At 67.0% G+C, this 19,951-nt stretch carries 23 protein-coding genes; 14 read left to right on the forward strand and 9 right to left on the reverse strand.

Annotated elements, in window-relative coordinates:
• Positions 1–2: 2 nt before the first annotated feature.
• Positions 3–866: an STAS domain-containing protein gene (locus tag BAU07_RS24640; RefSeq protein WP_066663729.1), complete on the reverse strand. Its 864-nt coding sequence runs from the start codon at positions 864–866 to the stop codon at positions 3–5.
• A 394-nt stretch (positions 867–1,260) separates the two neighbouring features.
• Entirely contained in the window at positions 1,261–2,424 is a 1,164-nt protein-coding gene (metK, locus tag BAU07_RS24645; RefSeq protein WP_066663732.1) for a methionine adenosyltransferase, read from the reverse strand.
• Positions 2,425–2,674: 250 nt separating this feature from the next.
• On the opposite strand from metK, the gene BAU07_RS24650 reads away from it, so the two are divergent.
• The 5 genes from BAU07_RS24650 to xerC are packed head-to-tail and all read left to right on the forward strand — an operon-like array spanning position 2,675 to position 7,033.
• On the forward strand, positions 2,675–3,562 hold the full coding sequence (locus tag BAU07_RS24650) for a lysophospholipid acyltransferase family protein (protein ID WP_066665709.1): 888 nt from the start codon (positions 2,675–2,677) through the stop codon (positions 3,560–3,562).
• A complete protein-coding gene (locus tag BAU07_RS24655; RefSeq protein ID WP_066663734.1) occupies positions 3,559–4,449 on the forward strand; it encodes a lysophospholipid acyltransferase family protein in 891 nt (296 codons plus the stop codon). The genes BAU07_RS24650 and BAU07_RS24655 overlap by 4 nt, the downstream gene beginning before the upstream one ends.
• A 33-nt stretch (positions 4,450–4,482) precedes the next feature.
• Positions 4,483–5,388, forward strand: coding sequence for a diaminopimelate epimerase (gene dapF, locus BAU07_RS24660; protein WP_066663736.1), 906 nt, complete (start codon positions 4,483–4,485; stop codon positions 5,386–5,388).
• Between the two features lie 18 nt (positions 5,389–5,406).
• Positions 5,407–6,066 (forward strand): DUF484 family protein, encoded by a 660-nt coding sequence (locus BAU07_RS24665; RefSeq protein WP_066663739.1) that lies wholly within the window; start codon positions 5,407–5,409, stop codon positions 6,064–6,066.
• 13 nt (positions 6,067–6,079) lie between these two features.
• Complete coding sequence (gene xerC / locus BAU07_RS24670) at positions 6,080–7,033, forward strand: tyrosine recombinase XerC (RefSeq protein ID WP_066663741.1); 954 nt, start codon at positions 6,080–6,082, stop codon at positions 7,031–7,033.
• A 39-nt stretch (positions 7,034–7,072) separates the two neighbouring features.
• Here xerC and BAU07_RS24675 read toward each other — a convergent pair whose 3' ends face one another.
• Complete coding sequence (locus BAU07_RS24675; RefSeq protein WP_066665710.1) at positions 7,073–7,840, reverse strand: IclR family transcriptional regulator; 768 nt, start codon at positions 7,838–7,840, stop codon at positions 7,073–7,075.
• 287 nt (positions 7,841–8,127) lie between these two features.
• Here BAU07_RS24675 and BAU07_RS24680 point away from each other — a divergent pair, with 287 nt between their 5' ends.
• Positions 8,128–9,345: a fumarylacetoacetate hydrolase family protein gene (locus tag BAU07_RS24680; RefSeq protein ID WP_066663743.1), complete on the forward strand. Its 1,218-nt coding sequence runs from the start codon at positions 8,128–8,130 to the stop codon at positions 9,343–9,345.
• 16 nt (positions 9,346–9,361) lie between these two features.
• Here BAU07_RS24680 and BAU07_RS24685 read toward each other — a convergent pair whose 3' ends face one another.
• The 4 genes from BAU07_RS24685 to BAU07_RS24700 all read right to left on the reverse strand — a co-directional run bounded on the left by BAU07_RS24685 (position 9,362) and on the right by BAU07_RS24700 (position 12,402).
• Positions 9,362–10,366 (reverse strand): metal ABC transporter substrate-binding protein, encoded by a 1,005-nt coding sequence (locus tag BAU07_RS24685; RefSeq protein ID WP_084026113.1) that lies wholly within the window; start codon positions 10,364–10,366, stop codon positions 9,362–9,364.
• Positions 10,367–10,563: 197 nt separating this feature from the next.
• The gene (locus BAU07_RS24690; RefSeq protein WP_066663746.1) at positions 10,564–11,427 is read right to left on the reverse strand and encodes a metal ABC transporter permease; all 864 of its coding nucleotides are present in this window, start codon (positions 11,425–11,427) and stop codon (positions 10,564–10,566) included.
• A 25-nt stretch (positions 11,428–11,452) separates the two neighbouring features.
• Complete coding sequence (locus BAU07_RS24695; protein WP_157122429.1) at positions 11,453–12,187, reverse strand: metal ABC transporter ATP-binding protein; 735 nt, start codon at positions 12,185–12,187, stop codon at positions 11,453–11,455.
• Positions 12,178–12,402 carry a hypothetical protein gene (locus BAU07_RS24700; RefSeq protein WP_157122431.1) on the reverse strand — a complete coding sequence of 75 codons (225 nt, stop codon included), beginning with the start codon at positions 12,400–12,402 and terminating at the stop codon, positions 12,178–12,180. Before BAU07_RS24700 ends, BAU07_RS24695 begins: the two co-directional genes overlap by 10 nt.
• Before the next feature lie 224 nt (positions 12,403–12,626).
• Between BAU07_RS24700 and BAU07_RS24705 the strand changes: the two genes are divergently transcribed.
• From BAU07_RS24705 to hslU, 5 genes are all read left to right on the forward strand, one after another.
• The gene (locus BAU07_RS24705; protein ID WP_066663755.1) at positions 12,627–13,148 is read left to right on the forward strand and encodes a Fur family transcriptional regulator; all 522 of its coding nucleotides are present in this window, start codon (positions 12,627–12,629) and stop codon (positions 13,146–13,148) included.
• Positions 13,149–13,430: 282 nt separating this feature from the next.
• The gene (locus tag BAU07_RS24710) at positions 13,431–14,537 is read left to right on the forward strand and encodes a CobW family GTP-binding protein (RefSeq protein WP_066663761.1); all 1,107 of its coding nucleotides are present in this window, start codon (positions 13,431–13,433) and stop codon (positions 14,535–14,537) included.
• A gap of 49 nt (positions 14,538–14,586) precedes the next feature.
• The gene (gene dksA, locus BAU07_RS24715; protein WP_066663764.1) at positions 14,587–15,051 is read left to right on the forward strand and encodes an RNA polymerase-binding protein DksA; all 465 of its coding nucleotides are present in this window, start codon (positions 14,587–14,589) and stop codon (positions 15,049–15,051) included.
• Positions 15,052–15,229: 178 nt separating this feature from the next.
• Positions 15,230–15,769 carry an ATP-dependent protease subunit HslV gene (gene hslV, locus BAU07_RS24720; RefSeq protein ID WP_066663767.1) on the forward strand — a complete coding sequence of 180 codons (540 nt, stop codon included), beginning with the start codon at positions 15,230–15,232 and terminating at the stop codon, positions 15,767–15,769.
• Positions 15,770–15,844: 75 nt separating this feature from the next.
• Positions 15,845–17,179, forward strand: a complete 1,335-nt coding sequence (gene hslU, locus BAU07_RS24725; protein WP_066663774.1) for an ATP-dependent protease ATPase subunit HslU — start codon at positions 15,845–15,847, stop codon at positions 17,177–17,179.
• Positions 17,180–17,445: 266 nt separating this feature from the next.
• Here the strand turns inward: hslU and BAU07_RS24730 are convergent, their stop codons facing one another.
• On the reverse strand, positions 17,446–17,709 hold the full coding sequence (locus tag BAU07_RS24730) for a copper-binding protein (RefSeq protein ID WP_066665712.1): 264 nt from the start codon (positions 17,707–17,709) through the stop codon (positions 17,446–17,448).
• 240 nt (positions 17,710–17,949) lie between these two features.
• Between BAU07_RS24730 and BAU07_RS24735 the strand changes: the two genes are divergently transcribed.
• The 3 genes from BAU07_RS24735 to BAU07_RS24745 all read left to right on the forward strand — a co-directional run bounded on the left by BAU07_RS24735 (position 17,950) and on the right by BAU07_RS24745 (position 19,638).
• Positions 17,950–18,432 carry a GNAT family N-acetyltransferase gene (locus BAU07_RS24735; RefSeq protein ID WP_084026114.1) on the forward strand — a complete coding sequence of 161 codons (483 nt, stop codon included), beginning with the start codon at positions 17,950–17,952 and terminating at the stop codon, positions 18,430–18,432.
• On the forward strand, positions 18,425–18,985 hold the full coding sequence (locus BAU07_RS24740) for a cob(I)yrinic acid a,c-diamide adenosyltransferase (RefSeq protein WP_066663779.1): 561 nt from the start codon (positions 18,425–18,427) through the stop codon (positions 18,983–18,985). The genes BAU07_RS24735 and BAU07_RS24740 overlap by 8 nt, the downstream gene beginning before the upstream one ends.
• 65 nt (positions 18,986–19,050) lie before the next feature.
• The gene (locus BAU07_RS24745; RefSeq protein WP_066663781.1) at positions 19,051–19,638 is read left to right on the forward strand and encodes a DUF4142 domain-containing protein; all 588 of its coding nucleotides are present in this window, start codon (positions 19,051–19,053) and stop codon (positions 19,636–19,638) included.
• Here the strand turns inward: BAU07_RS24745 and BAU07_RS27860 are convergent.
• Positions 19,532–19,945, reverse strand: a complete 414-nt coding sequence (locus tag BAU07_RS27860; RefSeq protein ID WP_084025975.1) for a DUF1275 family protein — start codon at positions 19,943–19,945, stop codon at positions 19,532–19,534. The two genes, BAU07_RS24745 and BAU07_RS27860, sit on opposite strands and share 107 nt — an antisense overlap.
• Positions 19,946–19,951: the final 6 nt, after the last annotated feature.

Genomic DNA, 19,951 nt, shown 5'->3' on the forward strand with positions numbered 1-19,951 from the left:
GACTAGGTCCTGTCCCTCGCCACGCGCGTAAGCTGCTGCCCGGTCTTCTGCAGGGCCAGCCGCAGCGCCTCGGACAGCGTGGATTTGGTTACCACGTCGCCCAGCTCCACGCCCAGGTGGACGATGGTCTGCGCGATCTGGGGCCGGATGCCGCTGATGATGCATTCCGCGCCCATCAGCCGGGCGGCCGCGACGGTCTTGAGCAGATGCTGGGCCACCAGCGTATCCACGGTGGGCACGCCGGTGATGTCGATGATGGCGATGGTGGCCTCGTGCTCGACGATGCCTTCCAGCAGGCTTTCCATCACCGTCTGCGTGCGCTCGCTGTCCAGCGTGCCGATCAGCGGCAGGGCAAGAATGTCGTCCCATATCTGCACGACGGGCGTGGAGAGCTCCAGCAACTCCTGCTGCTGGCGCTGGATGACCTGTTCCCTTCCCTTCTGGAACGCTTCGACCGTGTACAGGCCCAGGTTGTCCAGGATCAACGTGGCACGCCAGAACTCGTCCGCCAACCGCGTGCCGTCATCGCCGAATTCCTTGCGCAGGCTGGTCAGCAGCGGCTGCTTGAGCGAAAAAACGAAGAGCGCCGTATCGGCCGGCGAAAATCCCTGCATGGCGCGGCTGCGCGAAAGCGCGGCCAGGAAGCTGCGGACCTCGTCCCAGCCAGCGCCCTGCAGCCTGGCATCCGTGCTTTCCTGCACCGCTGCCGCCAGCACGCCCAGGAAATTGGCGCATTGGGCGCGCAGTTCGGATTCCTTGATCAACCCTTTGTTGTTGGACCCCTCCAGCTGCAGCGCAATCCATTCCTGCAGGATCGCCTGCTGGGTATCTCGCACGACGGCCGACAGGCTGCTCGATTCGCTCACGTATTGCTCCAAGAAGAGACGATGGGATCCGGCTGCGGCCCGGCGCAAGCTCTACCATGACGTACGTACGCCGCCGCAAAGTTGGGCGAAGCTTAACAGGTCGGCCAAGGATGAGATGAACAGGCGCAAACGCCTCGTGCGCAGCGACGGTGGCGCGTCGGCGCCGGCGCAGCACGGCCTCGGCCGCCTGCACCTCGGTGCCGCCCGATTCCGCATAGAGCGACCGGCGGCCTGGGTGTACGCCGGCGGAATTCGGGGAATCCGCGATTCGGGGAATTCGAATAAGCAGAGGATTGCGGGGAGCGGTGCACACCGCAGGAGCCCGGCGGAACCGGGGGAACCCGCTGCCGCCCTCCGGCCGCAACCGGAGGGCGGCAAATCAACGACCCGGGCTTCAGACCGCCTTCTTCAGGGCCGCGGCCTTGTCGGTCGCTTCCCAGCTGAACTCCGGCTCGGAACGGCCGAAGTGGCCATAGGCGGCCGTCTTGGAGTAGATCGGACGCAGCAGGTCCAGCATGTTGACGATGCCCTTGGGGCGCAGGTCGAAATGCTCGCGCACCAGCTTGGCCAGTTGCTCGTCGGGGACGACACCCGTACCTTCCGTGTACACCGTAATGTTGATGGGTTCCGCCACGCCGATGGCATAGCTGACCTGCACCTCGCACTGGCGCGCCAGGCCGGCGGCCACGATGTTCTTGGCCACATAGCGGGCCGCGTACGCCGCGGAACGGTCGACCTTGGACGGATCCTTGCCCGAGAACGCGCCACCGCCATGGGGGCACGCGCCGCCATAGGTGTCGACGATGATCTTGCGCCCGGTCAGGCCGCAATCGCCCTGCGGGCCGCCGATGACGAACCGGCCCGTCGGATTGACCAGGAAGCGGGTCTTGGGCGTGATCAGGCCGGCCGGAAAGCTGGGCTTGATGATGTCCTCGATGACCGCTTCACGGATGGTCTCCTGCGAGACCTCGGGCGCATGCTGGGTCGACAGCACGACGGTGTCGACTTCGGCCGGGCGGCCCTCGACATAGCGGAACGTGACCTGGGATTTGGCATCGGGACGCAGCCAGGGCAGGCGGCCGTCCTTGCGCAGTTCGCTCTGGCGCTGCACCAGGCGGTGCGCGTACCAGATCGGCGCGGGCATCAGGTCCGGGGTCTCGTCGCAGGCATAGCCGAACATCAGGCCCTGGTCGCCGGCGCCCTGGTTCAGGTAGTCATCGGAACTGCGGTCCACGCCCTGGGCGATATCGGGCGACTGCTTGTCGTAGGCGACCAGCACCGCGCAGCCCTTGTAGTCGATGCCGTATTCGGTATTGTCGTAGCCGATGCGGCGGATCGTGTCGCGCGCGACCTGGATGTAATCGACATTGGCCGTGGTCGTGATTTCGCCGGCCAGCACCACAAGGCCGGTATTGCACAGCGTTTCGGCGGCGACACGGGCGTTGGGGTCCTGGGTGAAGATGGCGTCCAGGACAGCGTCGGAAATCTGGTCGGCGACCTTGTCCGGATGACCTTCCGATACGGATTCGGAGGTGAAGAGAAAATCGTTGTTTGCCACGGTTTGCTTTCCTTGCAAGGCCGGCGGAACGCGTTGCGCCCGACGGCCGGATTGACGAAGGTGCGTAGCACCTAAGATCGCAATCGGCAAGGATATTGACCACGGCGCGACGCTTTAGCGGATTTTGCACGATGGCATGGAGTGAAAAACCTTCCCTTGCCCCGCGCGTCGCCCCGCAAGTTGTCGGTTAACTCGGCGACCGCGGCCATTTTAAGCGAAAATGGCGGCTTTATCCTCGTTCCCGAGCATGCTGCTTGTCGCCCTGTTCCGCCTGTTGGCCCGCCTGCCGTTGTCCGTGCTGCACGGAATGGGCCGTTTCTTCGGGGTGCTGGCTTATCTCTGGCCCGGCAAATACCGCCGCCGGCTGCGCGCCAATGCGGCCCAGGCCGGGTATGGCGACGAACGTTTCTCGCGTACCGCGGCCGCCCAGGCCGGCGCCATGATCTTCGAAATGCCCAAGGTCTGGTTCCAGGGCGACCGCTGCCTGGCGCGCGTGCAGTCCGATGACGACCATGTCGTGGCGGCGGCCCGCGCGGAGAAGCGCGGCGTCCTGTTCATGACGCCGCACCTGGGCTGCTTCGAAATCACCGCCCGCTACCTGGCCCGGCAAATGCCCATGACGGTAATGTTCCGCCCGCCGCGCCAGCATGCCCTGGCGCCGCTGCTCGACGCCGCCCGCAATACATCGGCCATGCGCGCCGTGCCGGCCACGACGCAGGGCGTGCGCGAATTCGTGCGGGCCCTGCGGCGCGGCGAATCCGTCGGCATGCTGCCCGACCAGGCGCCGGGCAAGGGCGAGGGGGTGTGGGCGCCCTTCTTCGGCCGCATGGCGTATACGGTGACCCTGCCGGGCAAGCTGGCCTTGCAAACCGGCGTACCGGTCATCCTCACCGCCGGCGAACGGCTGCCCGGCGGGCGCGGCTGGCGTATCCACTATGTCCGCGTGCCCGAACCGCTGCCGGAGAACCCCGAAGCGCAGGCTGCGCTGTTCAATGCCGCCATGGAGACGCTGATCCGCCGCTTCCCCGAACAATATTTGTGGAGCTACAACCGGTACAAGACGCCGCGCGGCGCGCCGCCGGCCCCAGGCACGACCCGCGCCGGCGGCGCGGGCGCTCAAGGAGACGCCCGCCCATGAGCCGCATCAAGCATCGCGCGCTGGTGGCCTTGTTCTCCTGGTTCGGCCGTGTACGGCCCGCCACGCGCCTGCGCCTGGGCGCGGGCCTGACCTGGCTCACGCTGTTGTTCGCGCGCCGGCGCCAGCGCATCGTGCGGGTGAATCTGCGCCTGTGTTTTCCGGAAGAAAGCGAGGCCACCCGCGAACGCTGGCTGCGCCAGCATTTCCGCGCGCTGTGCCAGTCGCTGATCGACCGCGGCGTGCTTTGGTACGGCACGCCGGAGGCGATCCGCGACATGGTGACCGTGTCCGGCCACGAAGAATTCCTGCGCCTGGGCCGCGAGAAGCAGCCGTTGATCCTGCTGGCGCCGCATTTCATCGGCCTGGACGTCGCGGCCACGCGCCTGACGATGGAATCGCCCACCGGCGCAACCATGTACACGCCGCAGAAAGACCCCGACATCGACGCCATCGTGCGGGCCGGCCGCACGCGGTTCAACGAGGTGCAGCTGGTAAGCCGCCGCGAGGGGGTGCGCGGGCTTATCCGCCACCTGCGCGAGGCGCGCCCCGTGTACTACCTGCCGGATATGGACTTCGGCCGCGAGGGCGCGGTCTTCGTCCCGTTCTTCGGGGTCGCCGCGGCCACCATCCCGGCCACCGCCCAGATCGCCCGCCGGTGGCACACACCCGTCATTCCCGTCATCGAATTCTGGGATCCCGACACCGGCCGCTACCACGTCGAAGTCCTGCCGGCGCTGAAGGACTTCCCCGGCGAGGACACGCTGGAAGAAGCCACCGCGCGGCTGAACCGCGAACTTGAACAGTGGGTGCGCCGCTGCCCCAGCCAATACTACTGGGTCCACCGCCGCTTCAAGACACGGCCCAACGGGGAAAAGAAGTTCTACTGAGATGGCGCGCCGGTATTCGGCGATAATGGCGCGATGATCTGGAATTTCACCAAAATGCATGGCGCCGGCAACGACTTCGTCGTCCTCGACGGCGTGCGGCAGTCCATCGACATGACGCCCGAGCGCGCCCGCGCCTTGGGCGATCGCCATTTCGGCATCGGCGCCGACCAGATCCTGCTGGTCGAGCCCGCCACATCGGCGGACGCCGATTTCCGCTACCGCATTTTCAACAATGACGGCAGCGAAGTCGAACACTGCGGCAACGGCGCGCGCTGCTTCGTGCGCTTCGTGCACGACACCGGGTTGTCCACGCGCAATCCGCTGCGCGCGCAGATCGCCACGGGCATCCTGGAACTGGACGAAGGCGCGGACGAACAAGTCACCGTCGATATGGGCAACACGCGTTTCGAACCCGACGCCCTGCCCTTCGACGCGCGCGGCCTGGCCACGCGCCTGCAGGGCCAGGACACGCTCTACACGCTGCCACTGCCGCGCGAAGGCGATACCTCCGCCGCGCTGCCCGACGAGGTGGAAATATCCATCGTCGCCATTTCCAATCCCCATGCGGTGCAACGGGTGGACGATGTCGACCGCGCGCCGGTGCAACTGGTCGGGCCGGCGGTCGAATCGCATCCGCGCTTTCCACGCCGCGTGAACGCGGGCTTCATGCAGATCGTCGACCGCCACACGATCCGCCTGCGCGTCTACGAACGCGGCGCGGGCGAAACCCTGGCCTGCGGCACGGGCGCGTGCGCGGCGGTGGCCGCCGGCATCCGGGGCGGCCTGCTGGACACGCCGGTACGCGTGCATGCGCGCGGGGGCGTGCTGACCGTGGACTGGGACGGCCGCAAGCTGCGCATGACCGGCCCGGCGACTTCCGTCTACACCGGCTCGGTCGACATCGACGCGCTGGTCTTTTCCATGGCCTTGAACCGTTAAGCGGACCGCACCCCACCCATGACCGATACCGCTCTCAGCCCGCAGCAGGTTGCCGATTTCCTGCGGGACAATCCCGAGTTCTTCACGGCGCACGCCGACGTTTTCGTCGACATGCGCGTGCCGCACCCGCACGGATCGGGCGCCATCTCGCTGGGCGAACGGCAGATCCTGACGCTGCGCGAACGCAATCGCGAACTGGAATGGCGGCTGAACGAGCTGGTGCACAACGCCAACGCCAACGAAGGCATCAGCAGGCGCCTGGCGCAATGGTGCGCCCGGCTGCTGGCTGAAACGGACGTCGAACGCATCCCGGGCGAGATCGCGCTGGGGCTGGCTCGCGAATTCGACCTGAACGAGGTCGGCCTGCGCCTGTGGCGGCTGCCCAGGCTGCCCGCCGACGGCTACGGCGCCGCCGTTTCCGACGACGTGCGCACCTTCGCCGACAGCCTGAAGACGCCGTACTGCGGCACCGATACAGAATTCGAGGCCGCCAGTTGGCTGAGCGCCAAGCCCAAGTCCCTGGCCTTGATTCCCCTGCGCCCCGGCGCCGAAGCGCCTACCGTAGGGCTGCTGGTCCTGGGCTCCGACGATCCCGAGCGCTTCGCCCCGGACATGGCGACGACCTTCCTGGACACCGTCGCCCAGCTCGCCTCGGCGGCGCTGCGCCGCCTGGACTGAGGCGGCCATCCGCATGGATGCCCCGCTGCCCGCCCCCATGCAAGCGTGGCTGCAGCACCTGGCCGCGCAACGCCGCTATTCGCCCCACACGCTGGCCGGCTATGGGCGCGACCTGCGCTACCTGGTCGAACTGGCGGCGGACACGCCGCTGGAACGCCTGGCCAACGGCCATATCCGGCAATTCGTCGCCCGGCTGCATGCGCGCGACCTGGGTCCCCGCAGCCTCGCGCGCTCGCTCGCGGCCTGGCGCGGTTTTTTCCAATGGTGGGCGCCGCTGGCCGGCCTGCCCGGCAACCCCGTAGCCGGCGTACGGCCGCCCAAGGCGCCACGGGGCCTGCCCAAGGCCTTATCGGTGGAACAGGCCCAGGCACTGCTGGACCGCCCAGCGGCCGGCGGCGGCCACGACGCCGTGGCGCTGCGCGACCAGGCCATGGCCGAACTGCTCTATTCCAGCGGGCTGCGCCTGTCCGAGCTGACCAGCCTGGATTGCCGCTACGAGCACGGTGCGGACCATACCTCCAACAGTTGGCTGAACCTGGACGAACACGAAGTCGTCGTGCTGGGCAAGGGCGGCAAGCGGCGCACCGTTCCGGTCGGCGCGGCCGCGCTGAAGGCGCTGCAGGCGTGGCTGGCGGTACGCGCGACCCTGCTGGGGCCGAGCGCTTCGCCGGCCGACGCGGCCGCCCTCTTCCTGGGCGCGCGCGGCCACCGTATTTCGCCGCGTGTGGTGCAAACCCAGCTCGCCAGGCTGGCGCGCGCCGCCGGCCTGCCCGTGCACGTCCATCCGCACGTGCTGCGCCACAGTTTCGCCAGCCATGTGCTGCAATCCGCCCAGGACCTGCGTGCCGTGCAGGAAATGCTGGGACACGCGAATATCTCCACCACCCAGGTCTACACCCGGCTGGATTTCCAACATCTGGCCAAGGTCTACGACCAGGCGCATCCCCGCGCGGGGCGCAAGTCCTGAGCCGCGCGCGACGCACCGGCACGCCACCTTCTTCTTGCGTCAGTGACGCGGCACGATGCGCCGGGCCAGCTTCTGCGCCAATTCCACCACTGCCACTGTCAGCTCTCGTTCGCGTTGACGGGTCAGACGGTCCACCGGGACCGAGGTACTGACCGCGACACGCCGGCCCAGGGCCGTCATGCCGACATAGGCGGCGAAGCAATGCAGGCCGGCGGAGACTTCCTCCACATCCCGGGCCAGCCCGCTGCGACGAACTTCAGCCAGTTGCTTGAGCAATTGCGGCAAGCGGGTCACCGTGCGCGGTGTCTGTGCGGGCAGTAGCGCTGGCAGCAGCGCGGTAACGGCGGCATCGTCCAGGCTGGCCAGCAGCGCCTTGCCCAGCGCGCAACTGTGCGCGGACAGGCGCGTGCCCAGGTCCGACACCAGGCGCACGGGGCGCATGGCGTCCTCGCGCGCCACGTAGACCACCTGCGCGCCCTCCAGGATGGCCAGTTGCGCGACCTCGTTGTGCTGTGCCACGAACGGGGCGGCCTCGGCCCTGAAGGCTTCCTGCAAGCGATCGTGCCGCAGATAGGCGGCCCCGATCTCGAACAGCCGCACACCGACGACGTAGCCGTCGCTGCGCCGCTCCACCCATTTGCGGCGCTCCAGCGTATCGAGCAGCAGATACAGCGTGCTCTTCGAAATGCCGGTTAGCTGCATCAGGTCGCCGGCCGGTACCGGCCCCGCCCGGGTCGCGAGCAGGTCCAGCACGTCGCCGGCGCGGCGCAGGGCCGGCACGTCATAAGCCGCGTCCGTCGAAGGCATGCCGCTGCCAACCGCCGCCACATTCGCCCTGCTCGCCCGCTGTGCCATGTTCTTCCTGTCCATGCCGTGGTGGGGTTGATCCGCTGGCCCCCAGCCCGCCGGTTCGCCGGTCTGTTGGTCCGTAGGCTTGTTCGGCCTCGATGCTTCCGCCCCGCCGCCATCCGCAGAGGCATCCGGGCCGCCAGCGCGCGGCGCCGCCAGTCCAACCTATTAGACACCATGGCAACATCATGGACAGTATCGAGACCCACCGCTAAGCTGCCGCCACATCATGCCCGGAGACAAACATGAGCAGCGATACCTTGAAACAGAACGATGATGGCGCAGGCGCCGACTATCTGCCGCAGGATGCGGCGCGTGCGACGCTGGTCGGCCGCGTGTGGCGGCCGGCGCCGGTCGACGGCCCGAGCATCGTGGCGGTGCGCGACGGCCAGGTCTTCGACATCACGGCCACCGTTCCGACCATGGCCGATCTGCTCGACCACCCGGACCCGGCCGCTATCGCGCGCACCGCGCCCGGCGAATTGCTGGGATCCGTCGGACCTTTGCTGCAAGCCAGCCTCAACGCCGAGGCCGGCCCGGCCGGAACCCCCGTTGCGATGACGCTGCTCGCGCCCTGCGACGTCCAGGCCATCAAGGCCTGCGGCGTAACCTTCGCGGTCAGCCTGCTGGAACGCCTGATCGAGGAACGCACGGGCGGTGACGCCGCGGCGGCGCAGACGATGCGCGCCACGCTGCAAGAGACCCTGGGCACGGACCTGCGCAGCATCCGGCCGGGATCCGAAGGCGCGCTGCGCCTGAAGGAAACGCTGATCAGCCGCGGCGCATGGTCGCAATACATGGAGGTCGGCATCGGTACCGACGCCGAGGTCTTCTCCAAATCCCAACCCATGTCGGCGGTCGGCTTCGGCGCGCAGGTGGGCCTGTTGCCCGCTTCCGAATGGAACAACCCGGAACCGGAAATCGTGCTGGCGGTGAACAGCCGGGGCGAAACGGTGGGCGCGACCTTGGGCAACGATGTGAACCTGCGCGATATCGAAGGGCGCAGCGCGCTGTTGCTTGGCAAGGCCAAGGATAACAACGGATCCTGCGCCATCGGCCCGTTCATCCGCCTGTTCGATGGCGACTACACCATCGACACCGTGCGCAATGACCGCGTGGCGCTGCTGATCGAAGGTCAGGATGACGGTTTCGTGCTGAACGGCATCAGCAATATGAGCGAAATCAGCCGCGATCCGCTGGACCTGGTCGCGCAGACCTACGGCCGTCACCATCAATATCCGGATGGCCTCGTGCTGTTCCTGGGCACCATGTTCTCGCCCATCCAGGACCGCGGCACGCCGGGCAGCGGCTTCACCCATCGCGCGGGCGACCGCGTCACCATTGCATCGCCCACGCTCGGCAAGCTGGTCAATACCGTGCACAAGTGCACGGAAATCCCGCCCTGGACCTACGGCGTGCGCAAGCTCTACGCGAACCTGGCCCGGCGCGGATTGCTGCGTTAGAACCGGCGCCGGAGGCTCAGGGCTTCAGGGCCGCCATGAACTCCGCCAGATTCCATTCGAACATGCCCAGGTAGGTCGAGGCCGACAGGCCGGGCTTGGCCAGGGCATCGGAATACAGCGTGCCGCCCAGCTTCGCGCCGGTTTCGCGCGCGATCTGCTGGCCCAGCCTGGGGTTGCTGACGTTCTCCAGGAACACGGCGGGGACTTTCTCGCGCTTGACCTCGTCGACGATGCGGGCGACATCGCGGGCGGAGGGTTCGGCCTCGGTCGAGATGCCCATGGTGGAAATGAAAGTGATGCCATAGGCCTGGCCGAAATACCCGAAGGCGTCGTGCGACGTCACGACGCGGCGGCGTTCCGCCGGCAAGGCCGCGAACGCCTGCCTGACGCGCTGGTCCAGCGCCTCGATCCTGGCGACATAGGCATCGGTACGACGCTGGTAGGCTTCGGCGTGGGCCGGGTCGGCCTTGGCCAGCGCGGCGCCGATATTGCGCGCGTACCGCGCGCCGTTGGCCAGACTTTGCCACGCATGCGGATCCACGCGTATGTCGACGGCGGCACTTCCTGTCGCCGGGCCGCCGTGCCTGTGGCCATCGTGGCCGTGGTCGTGATCGTCGCCGTGGTCGTGATGACTGTCCTTGGGATCGTCCTTGCCGGCGTCCTGGCCGTGCGCATGGTCATGGCCGGCGATATCGTCGTCGTCGAAACGACGCGTCTGCACGCCTTCGGACGCCACCACGGTGACTCCCTTGAAATTCGCGGTCTTCAGCAGCCTGGCCATCCAGGTCTCGAAGTTCAGGCCGTTGACCACCAGCATCTGCGCCGCGCTCAGCGCGCGGGCATCGGCTGGCGTGGGCTCGTATTCGTGCGCATCGCCGTCCGGTCCCACCAGCGTATCGACCTTGACGTCGGGCCCGCCGATCTGCCGCACCATATCGCCCAGGATCGAGAAGCTGGCCACCACATGCAAAGGCGCGGGCGGTGCATCCGCCGCGTGCGCCCCGCCCACGGATCCCAGCATCCAAGCGGCCAGGCATGCCAGCAGCAGCCCACGGCGCCCCTTGCGCCGGCCCTCTCCGCCGCGCCCGTTGTGCGTGGTGCTGGTATTGGGCCGGTCGTTCCCCAGCCCGGCCCCGTCATGCGGGTCCTGTCCACTCGGCTCCTTGCGCCCCATCCGCCCGCCGGCTGCGATCGCCATACCTGTATCTCCAGTCCTTCTCAATGCGACGCCCGCCGCGCGCGCCGCGAAAAACCCAGCAGGCCGCCCTGCGGGCCGCACGCCACCGAAACCAGATACGCGACGCCCGCGCACAGGATGATGGCGGGCGACGCGGGCACGTTGTAGTGATACGAGACCAGCAGCCCCGCGAGCGAGGCCGCCGCGCCCAACAGCGCCGCCAGGGGAATCTGGCCCGCGGCGGTCCTGACCCAGAAGCGTGCGGACGCGGCCGGCAGCATCATGATGCCGACTACCATCAAAGTGCCCAGCACCTGGAAACCCGACACCAGGTTGAACACCACCAGCATCAGGAAAGCCATATGTACAAGCGAACCGCCGCCGCCGACGGCGCGCAGAAAGCCCGGATCCAGGCACTCGGCCACCAGCAGGCGATACAACGCCGCCAGGGAAAACAGCGTGATGGTGGCGCAGGCCGTCACAAGCAGTAGCGCGTCGTCGTCCAGGCCCAGCACCGTACCGAACAACACATGCAGCAGGTCCATGTTTGACCCGCGCAAAGACACCAGCAGCACACCGAGGCCCAGCGATATCAGGTAGAAGGCGGCGAAGCTGGCATCCTCGCGTAGCGGCGTCAGCCGCGACACCAGGCCCGCGAGCAGCGCGACCGCCAGGCCGGTGATGATGCCGCCGAGCAGCATCGCGGTAAGCGACAGTCCGGACAGCAGGAAGCCGGCCGCGACACCGGGCAGGATGGCGTGCGACATCGCGTCGCCCATCAGGCTCATGCGGCGCAGCACCAGGAAGACGCCCAGCGGCGCCGCGCCGAAGGACAGCGCGCAAGCGCCGGCCAGGGCGCGCCGCATGAAACCGTAGTCCAGGAAGGGCGAAATGGCCCAGTCCATCAGGGCGGTACTCACGATTGCGGCCTCACACCAGTTCCCGGTCACGCAGGGCGCGCGCCGCGCGCAGATTGGTCTCGGTCAGCACGGTGCCCGTTTCGCCCCAGGCGACCACTTCGCCGGACAGCAGCAGCGTCTGCGGAAAATGCGCGCGCACCAGGTCCAGGTCGTGCAGTACCGCGATCACGGTGCAACCCTGCGCATGGCATTGGACAAGCAGGCCCATCAGGTCCTCGGTGGTGTGGGCATCGACGGCGGTGAAAGGTTCGTCCAGCAGCAGCACGCCGGCGTCCTGCAGCAGCAGGCGGGCGAACAGGGCGCGCTGCAACTGGCCGCCGGACAGCGTGCCGGCGATAAGATCGCCGGCGCCGGCCATGCCGACCGCGGCCAGCGCTTGCTGCACGCGTTCGCGTTCCGACGCGCCGAAGCGGCGCCAGGCGCCGATCCTGCGCCAGGCGCCCATGGCCACCAGTTCGTAGACCGTGATCGGGAAACTGCGGTCGAGGTCCGTGGCCTGCGGCAGCCATGCCAGGTCGTCGCGGCCACGGTCTCCCAGCAATACCGTGCCGGACATGGGCCGCAACACGCCCATCACGCCCTTGATCAGGGTGGACTTGCCCGCGCCGTTGGGGCCGACGATGGCGGTCATCGAACCCGGCGCGAAGACGCCGCTCACGGCATTGACGGCGCGGCGGCCGTGCCAACCGAACGAGACCTTGTCCAAGGCGATGCGCGTCGGCGCACGCCGACGATTCACCACCATCCCATGGCCCATGCGGTCATTGCCCACAGCGCTGCGCTGACCAGCGCGGCCGCACCCATGCGTTGCGCCGCAGACGCCAGCAACCAGGATCCATGTCCATGGCGGCGATGCAGGGCGGCGCGGCTGGAGCGCGCGTCGGCGCTTGCCGGAGCTGGCGCCGACGCGGGGGCGGCCGCCATGGGCGCCGTCTTGGCTGAGGTGGGCTCGGAAGTCATGAGGTACAGCGGTAATACAGCGGGAAACACCGTCGTGGGAAGCTCGTCCGGCATGCCGCCACACAGGCCGCTGGCATACGGCACGCGTAATAGTATTGTTATATCATAACAAAATCGGCCGGGGAGAATGGCTCTGCGACGGCCGCCGCAGCCGTCGGGTATTCTCTACGTCTGCTGGCGACAGCCGCGCGCGCCGCCATGGCACGTCCCGACTCCTTACCGTTATGCCCACTTCCACACGATCGCCCAGCCCCGACAGCATCGGCGCCCAATTGGACGTCGCCGAAGCGCTCTGCGCCCAGCGCGGCAGCCGGCTTACTCCTATCCGGCGCAAGGTGCTGGAACTGCTGCTGCGGCACGGCCGCAGCGTGAAAGCCTACGATCTGCTGGAATCCATGCGCGCCATCCATCCTGGCGCCGCGCCGCCGACGGTATACCGGGCGCTCGAATTCCTGATGGACGAGGGACTGGTCCATCGGCTGGATGCCGTCAATGCCTGGATCGCCTGCCACGACGCCGGCGGCGCGCCGCATGACCTGCTGGTGGTCTGCACCGGCTGCGGCGCGGTGGCAGAAGTCAACGACCCGGGCATGAGCCGCCAGCTCGCCGAACGCGTGGCGCGTACCGGTTTCGCATTGAACTCCCACGAAACCGAGATCCGCGCGTTGTGTCCCGCGTGCCAGCAGAAGCGGGTGGACACCGGCCATGACCATGCCGCGCATGGCCGCGCCGACCATACGCATTAGACCGGCGACCATCCTTTTGCCGGGTGGCGCCGACGCCGCGCGCCTCATTTCAGCTTGCACCATTGAAAAAGCGGCATCTGCCCCCATTTGGCAGCAATCATCCCTTTAAACCAGGGTAGGTACGGGGTTTGCCCGCTGTCGCCGACTGTGCTGTAATCCTGCGTCCGGGCGGGAATGCTGCCCTGCGGCCAACGCCGCGCAGCCCCTTGCCCACCGCGCTACGCGCAACGCTTCGGCACCTTTGCCAGGGCGTCTTGCCGCGGCATTGATTCGGCAACCATTATGAATAACTTGCGCAGTCTGGACGAAATGGTCCCCGTCACGATCCTCACCGGCTTTCTCGGTGCGGGCAAGACCACACTGCTCAAACGTATCCTCACGGAATACCATGGCCGCCGCGTGGCGGTCATCGAAAACGAGTTTGGACCTGAAAGCATCGACAACGATCTGCTGGTCCAGGACAGCGAGGAAGAGATCGTCGAACTGAGCAATGGGTGCGTGTGCTGCACCGTGCGCGGCGACCTCATGCGCACGCTCAGCGAATTGAAGGCCAAGCGCCAGTCCGGCGCCTTGAAGTTCGAGCGCGTCATCCTGGAAACCACGGGCATGGCCAATCCGGGGCCGGTGTGCCAGACCTTCTTCATGGACGACGACATCGCCGAGTACTACCGGCTGGACGCCGTCGTCACGGTGGTCGACGCAAAGCACGGCATGGCTACCCTGGACGCTCAGGAAGAATCGCAGAAGCAGATCGGCTTCGCGGACCGCATCCTGATCTCCAAGCGGGACCTGGTGAACGAAGCGGACTACGAGGCCCTGCGCGCGCGCATCGTACGTATCAATCCGCGTGCGCCCATCACGCCGGTGAACTTCGGCGAAGTCGACCTGAAGTCCATTATCGATATCAGCGGCTTCAACCTGAACTCGATCCTGGATATCGATCCGGAATTCCTCGCCGCCGAGCACCCGGACGCGGCGCACGATCATGATCACGGCCACGACCATGATCACGATCACGATCACGAAGGCGAATGCGGCCCGGGATGCGGCCACGCCCATCATCACCACCATGCGCACCACAACGACGAAATCGGCGCGTTCGTGTTCCGCTCCAACAAGCCGTTCGATCCCGCACGACTGGAAGAATTCCTGGGCGGCATGGTGCAGGTTTACGGCCCCGATCTGCTGCGTTACAAGGGCATCCTCTATATGAAGGGTGTAAACCGGCGCATGCTCTTTCAGGGCGTGCACATGATGATGGGCGCCGAACCAGGCAAACCGTGGACGGCCAGCGAAAAGCCGTCGACGAAAATGGTCTTCATCGGCCGCAAGCTGCCCCAGGAGATTTTTACCCGGGGACTGGAGCAGTGCCTGGCGGGCGCATCCTGACTTCCAGGACGCGTTTCGCCAGATCCGATTCATAGTGTGGAGTACTTTCATGGCTACCAAGGCAGCAACGAAAAAATCAAGCAAGTCGACAAACGAGACGCCGGTTGATCTGCCCAGCGAACAAGAGTTGCTGGCCATGCCCGAATCCGACTACATGAACGAACGCCAACTGGCATTCTTCAAGGAGCGGCTGAAGCAGCTGGAGCAGGACATCCTGAACAACGCCGGCGAGACCACGGAACACCTGCGCGAAACGCAATTCGTTCCCGACCCGGCCGATCGCGCGACGATCGAGGAAGAACACGCGCTGGAACTGCGCACGCGCGACCGCGAGCGCAAGCTGCTGAAGAAGGTGCAGCAGTCCATCGCCCGCATCGACAGCGGCGAGTACGGCTGGTGCGAGGAAACCGGTGAACCCATCGGCATTCCGCGCCTGCTGGCACGGCCGACGGCGACCCTGTCGCTGGAAGCCCAGGAACGCCGCGAAATGCGCCAGAAGCTGTACGGCGACTGAACGCATCGATGCAAGGCAGGGCCGGCCCCGCAAGGGTCCGGCCCTTTTTCTTTTCAAAACGGCTTGGTACGCTGACCCACGCCCTGCACGACGCCTTGCACTTCGCGTTTCCGCGAATTCGCGCGTCTTGAATCCCTGTCGGACCGTCCCCATCTGAGGATTTCACAGGAAAGGAATCATGGACCAATATCACGGCACTACCATCGTCAGCGTACGGCGCGGCAACCGCGTGGCGCTGGGGGGCGATGGCCAGGTCACGCTCGGCAACATCGTCATCAAGGGATCGGCGCGCAAGATCCGCCGCCTGTACCACGACAAGATTCTGGCCGGCTTTGCCGGGGCGACGGCCGACGCCTTCACCTTGCAGGAACGCTTCGAAGCCAAGCTGGAAAAGCACCAGGGCAACCTCATGCGCGCCGCCGTGGAACTGACCCGCGATTGGCGCACCGACCGCGTGCTGCGCCGCCTGGAAGCCATGCTGATCGTCGCCGACAGCGAACACACGCTGGTCCTCACCGGCAACGGCGACGTACTCGAACCGGAACACGGGCTGGCCGCCATCGGCTCCGGCGGCGCCTATGCGCAAGCCGCCGCCCGCGCACTGCTCGACCACACCGACCTGCCGCCGGAAGCCATCGTGAAGAAGTCGCTGGAGATCGCCGGCGACCTGTGCATCTACACCAACCAGAACCACCTCATCGAGACACTGGCCGAGTAAGGCGCCGGGCCGCCGCCGGGCGGCCTGCTTCCACCAACTATCGCCAGCACCGTCCGCGCGTCCGAGGAACCCAGCATGTCCGCATCCACCATGACCCCCGGAGAGATCGTCTCCGAACTCGACAAATACATCGTCGGCCAGAACCGCGCGAAGCGCGCCGTGGCCGTGGCGCTGCGCAATCGCTGGCGCCGGCAGCAGGTGCCGGAACCCCTGCGCAACGAGATCCATCCCAAGAACATCCTCATGATCGGCCCGACCGGCGTGGGCAAGACCGAAATCGCCCGCCGCCTGGCCAAGCTGGTCAACGCGCCGTTCATCAAGATCGAGGCCACCAAGTTCACCGAGGTCGGCTACGTCGGCCGCGACGTCGACACCATCATCCGCGACCTGACCGAGTTTTCGATCAAGCAGACGCGCGAACTGCAGATGCGCCGGGTGCGCTCGCAGGCCGAGGACGCCGCCGAGGACCGCATCCTGGACGCGCTGGTGCCCCCGCCGCGCTCGGCCAGCGGCGAGCCGGAACGCAACGACGAAAGCAGCGCCCGGCAGACCTTCCGCAAGCGCCTGCGCGAAGGCAAGATCGACGACCTCGAGATCGAAGTCGAGATCGCGCAACCGGCGCCGCAGATGGACATCATGGGGCCGCCCGGCATGGAGGAAATGACCGAGCAACTGCGCGGCATGTTCGCCGGCCTGAACCGCGACAAGAAGAAGACGCGCAAGCTCAAGGTGAAGGAAGCCTTCAAGCTGCTGGTCGAGGAAGAAGCCGGCAAGCGCATCAACGAGGACGACCTGCGCAGCGCCGCGGTGGCCAATGTCGAGCAGAACGGCATCGTTTTCCTGGACGAGATCGACAAGATCGCCGCGCGCCAGGAAGCCGGGGGCGCCGAGGTCTCGCGCCAGGGCGTGCAGCGCGACCTGTTGCCGCTGGTCGAGGGCACGACGGTCAACACCCGCTATGGCATGGTCCGCACCGACCATATCCTGTTCATTGCGTCGGGCGCCTTCCACCTGGCCAAGCCCTCCGACCTGATCCCGGAACTGCAGGGGCGCTTCCCCATACGCGTCGAACTCGACTCGCTCTCGGCCGCCGACTTCGTGCGCATCCTGTCGGATACGGACGCTTCGCTGACCAAGCAGTACACGGCGCTGATGGGCACGGAAGACGTGGTGCTCGAATTCACGGACGACGGCATCCAGCGACTGGCGGAACTGGCCTTCAGCGTCAACGAGAAGACCGAGAACATCGGCGCGCGGCGCTTGTACACGGTCATGGAAAAGCTGCTGGAGGACTTGTCCTTCGACGCGACCGCCAGCTCCGGCGGAGTCGTGCGCATCGATGCCGCCTATGTCGACGACAAGCTGGCGGAAACGGCCGGCAGCCAGGACCTGGCGCGCTACGTGTTGTAGCGCGGAGCGTGGGCTGCGTTGTCGACTGCCCTATCGCGGCCACATTGCGAGGCTCCGTTGTGGAGCCCGCGTTGTGGGTCCGCGTGGTGCGGTTCGCGCTGTGGGTCCACGCTGTGTGGGGCCGGCACGGTCGTCCTGCCTTCCGGCGCTGCATTGCAGGCCGATGGGTCGGCGCCCGGCCCTGACCGCCAACCGCTGGCGCTGCGCTGGGCTGGGCTGGGCTGGGCTGGGCTGGGCTGGCAGTTGTCGCAATGCGAAACCCTGCGCTATGGCAACAGCGACCGGTCGATCGCCGTCACCACGTACCGGCCGTCCTGCCGGGTGGCGGTGAACCGTACCTTCTCGCCGGGTTTGATGTCGCGCAGCAAGGGTGGCGCGGCGTGATAGACCAGGGTCATCGCGGGCAAGCCCAGCGCCTTGATCTCGCCGTGGCGCAAGGCGACCGTGCCCGCCTGTGCGTCGACACGGCGCACTTCCCCCGTGGCGGTCGCCTGCGCCTGCGCCGCGACCGCCGCAGTGAGGACGGCCATCCCGCCGGCCAGCAGAGCACGCACCACGGCGCGGCGCCTGCGGTGTCCTGACTCCCCCGCGCGCGACCCCGGGCCCGGCGCGGCTTTCTCTATATCCCCTGTCATCGCTGCTCCTTGCGGCCTGTGCGGCCTGCAACTAGCATAGCGCCACCTCGTCCACGGAAAACGATCTTGTCCGCCTCTACTTCCTACGCCATCCGCGCCGCCCGGCCGGAAGATGTGCCAGGCATTCTCGACCTGATGCGCCAACTGGCCGAGTATGAAAAGCTCACGGCCATTTTCGCGGCCACCGAAGACAGCCTGCGCGCATCGCTGTTCGGCCGCACACCGGCGGCCGAGTGCCTGGTCGCGGAACGCGTCGCGGCCCCGGACGGCGCGGAGGCGCCCGGGCTGCTGGCCTACGCCGTATGGTTCCACAACTACTCGACGTTCCTGTGCCGGCGCGGCCTGTATCTGGAGGACGTTTACGTGCGTGCCGACATGCGCGGCCAAGGCATAGGCAAGGCCCTGCTGCAACGCCTGGCCGCCATTGCGGTCGAACGCGGCTGCGGCCGCTTCGAGTGGACGGTGCTGGACTGGAATCAGCCGGCTATCGACTTCTACGAAAGCCTGGGAGCGCAGGTGCTGCCGGAATGGCGCATCGTGCGCATGACGGGGACGGCATTGGAAAAGATGAGCAAGGCGGCGGACAACGCCCGCCACGGGCTGGCATCGCATGGCTAACCGCCTCTCGGTCATTGCCACGCGTGCCGGCGACGATGGCAGCACCGGACTCGGCGACGGCACCCGCGTGGCCAAGGACAGCGCACGCATCACCGCCCTGGGCGATGTCGATGAGCTGAACAGCTCGCTGGGCGTGGTGCTGGCCGAGCCGCAACTGGACGCGGAGCTGGCCGCCGACCTGCGCAATGTGCAGCATCACCTGTTCGACATGGGCGCGGAGCTCTGCATTCCCGGCTACGCCAAGCTCGGCGAAACCCATGTCGCCGGCCTCGACGCCCGCCTCCGCCACTACAACGCCACGCTGCCGCCTTTGCGCGAATTCATCCTGCCCGGCGGATCGCGGCCAGCGGCCCTGCTGCATGTGGCCCGCACGGTATGCCGCCGCGCCGAGCGCGCCGTCGTGGCGCTGCAACGCAGCGACCCTGTCAATCCGCCGGTGTTGCAGTACCTGAACCGGCTCTCCGACCTGCTCTTCGTCATGGCGCGCATCGCCAACCGTTCCCTGGGCACCGAGGACGTGTACTGGCGCAATCCCGCCGCGCCCCCGCCGTAGCGGGAAATCGGGTCCGGAACTTGCGGTCAAGCTGAGCCATATGGCGCAACTTCAAGGAGATTCCGATGACCCTACGCTTAATCACCCGCGGGATGCTGGCAGCTGGCGCCCTGGCCTTGTGTGCCGGTGCCTGGGCGCAGCCGGCGCCGAACAGTCCCGCCATGCAGAAAGAAAGCGCGCAAAAGACCACGCTGCAGGGCGATGACAAGGATTTCGTGGAAAACGCCGCGCAGGGCGGCTGGGCTGAAATCGAGGGCAGCAAGCTGGCCCAGACCAAGGCCACCAGTGCCGACGTCAAGCAGTTCGCCGAGCAGATGATCCAGGATCACACCAAGGCCAACGAGGAATTGACCGCGCTCGCCAAGCAGAAGGGTTACACGCCGCCGACGGAACCTTCGCTGATGCAGCGGACCGAGCTCAAGGCCCTGAGCGTCGTGAGCGGCGAAACCTTCGACAAGATGTATGCGAGCCGCATCGGCGTGTCCGCGCACGAAGATACCGTGAAGATGTTCGAGAAGGCGGCCAAGGATGCCAAGGACCCGGACATCAAGGCCTTCGCCGCCAAGACGCTGCCCACGCTGCAGCACCACCTGGAAATGGCCAAGGCCATGCAACAGAAGGTCGGCGCGGAGCAGAAAGCCGAGAAGAAGTAGCCGGCTTGCGGACGGCGCATTGGTATGGCCGTCGCACGAGGCGGCCGCCATCGGGCGGCCGCGCGGCGCGCTGGTGGACGATCTCGCCGATGGCACCGCCCAACACGAACAGGGCCAGTACCGCCCCCAGCCAGGCCGCGTGCCGACCATCCAGCGCCGACAGCGCCACGCCCAGGTTGGTCGTGTTGCCGCTCATGAAGGACACGAAGCTGCCCGCCGACAGCAGGCCGATCGCATCGGTCATACCGGCAAGAAAGGAAAGCGACGCAATGAACAGGGCCTGGCCGACTGGCGATGCAGGCCCCATGGCGGC

Source organism: Bordetella flabilis, from assembly GCF_001676725.1.
Lineage (GTDB): Bacteria > Pseudomonadota > Gammaproteobacteria > Burkholderiales > Burkholderiaceae_B > Bordetella_C > Bordetella_C flabilis.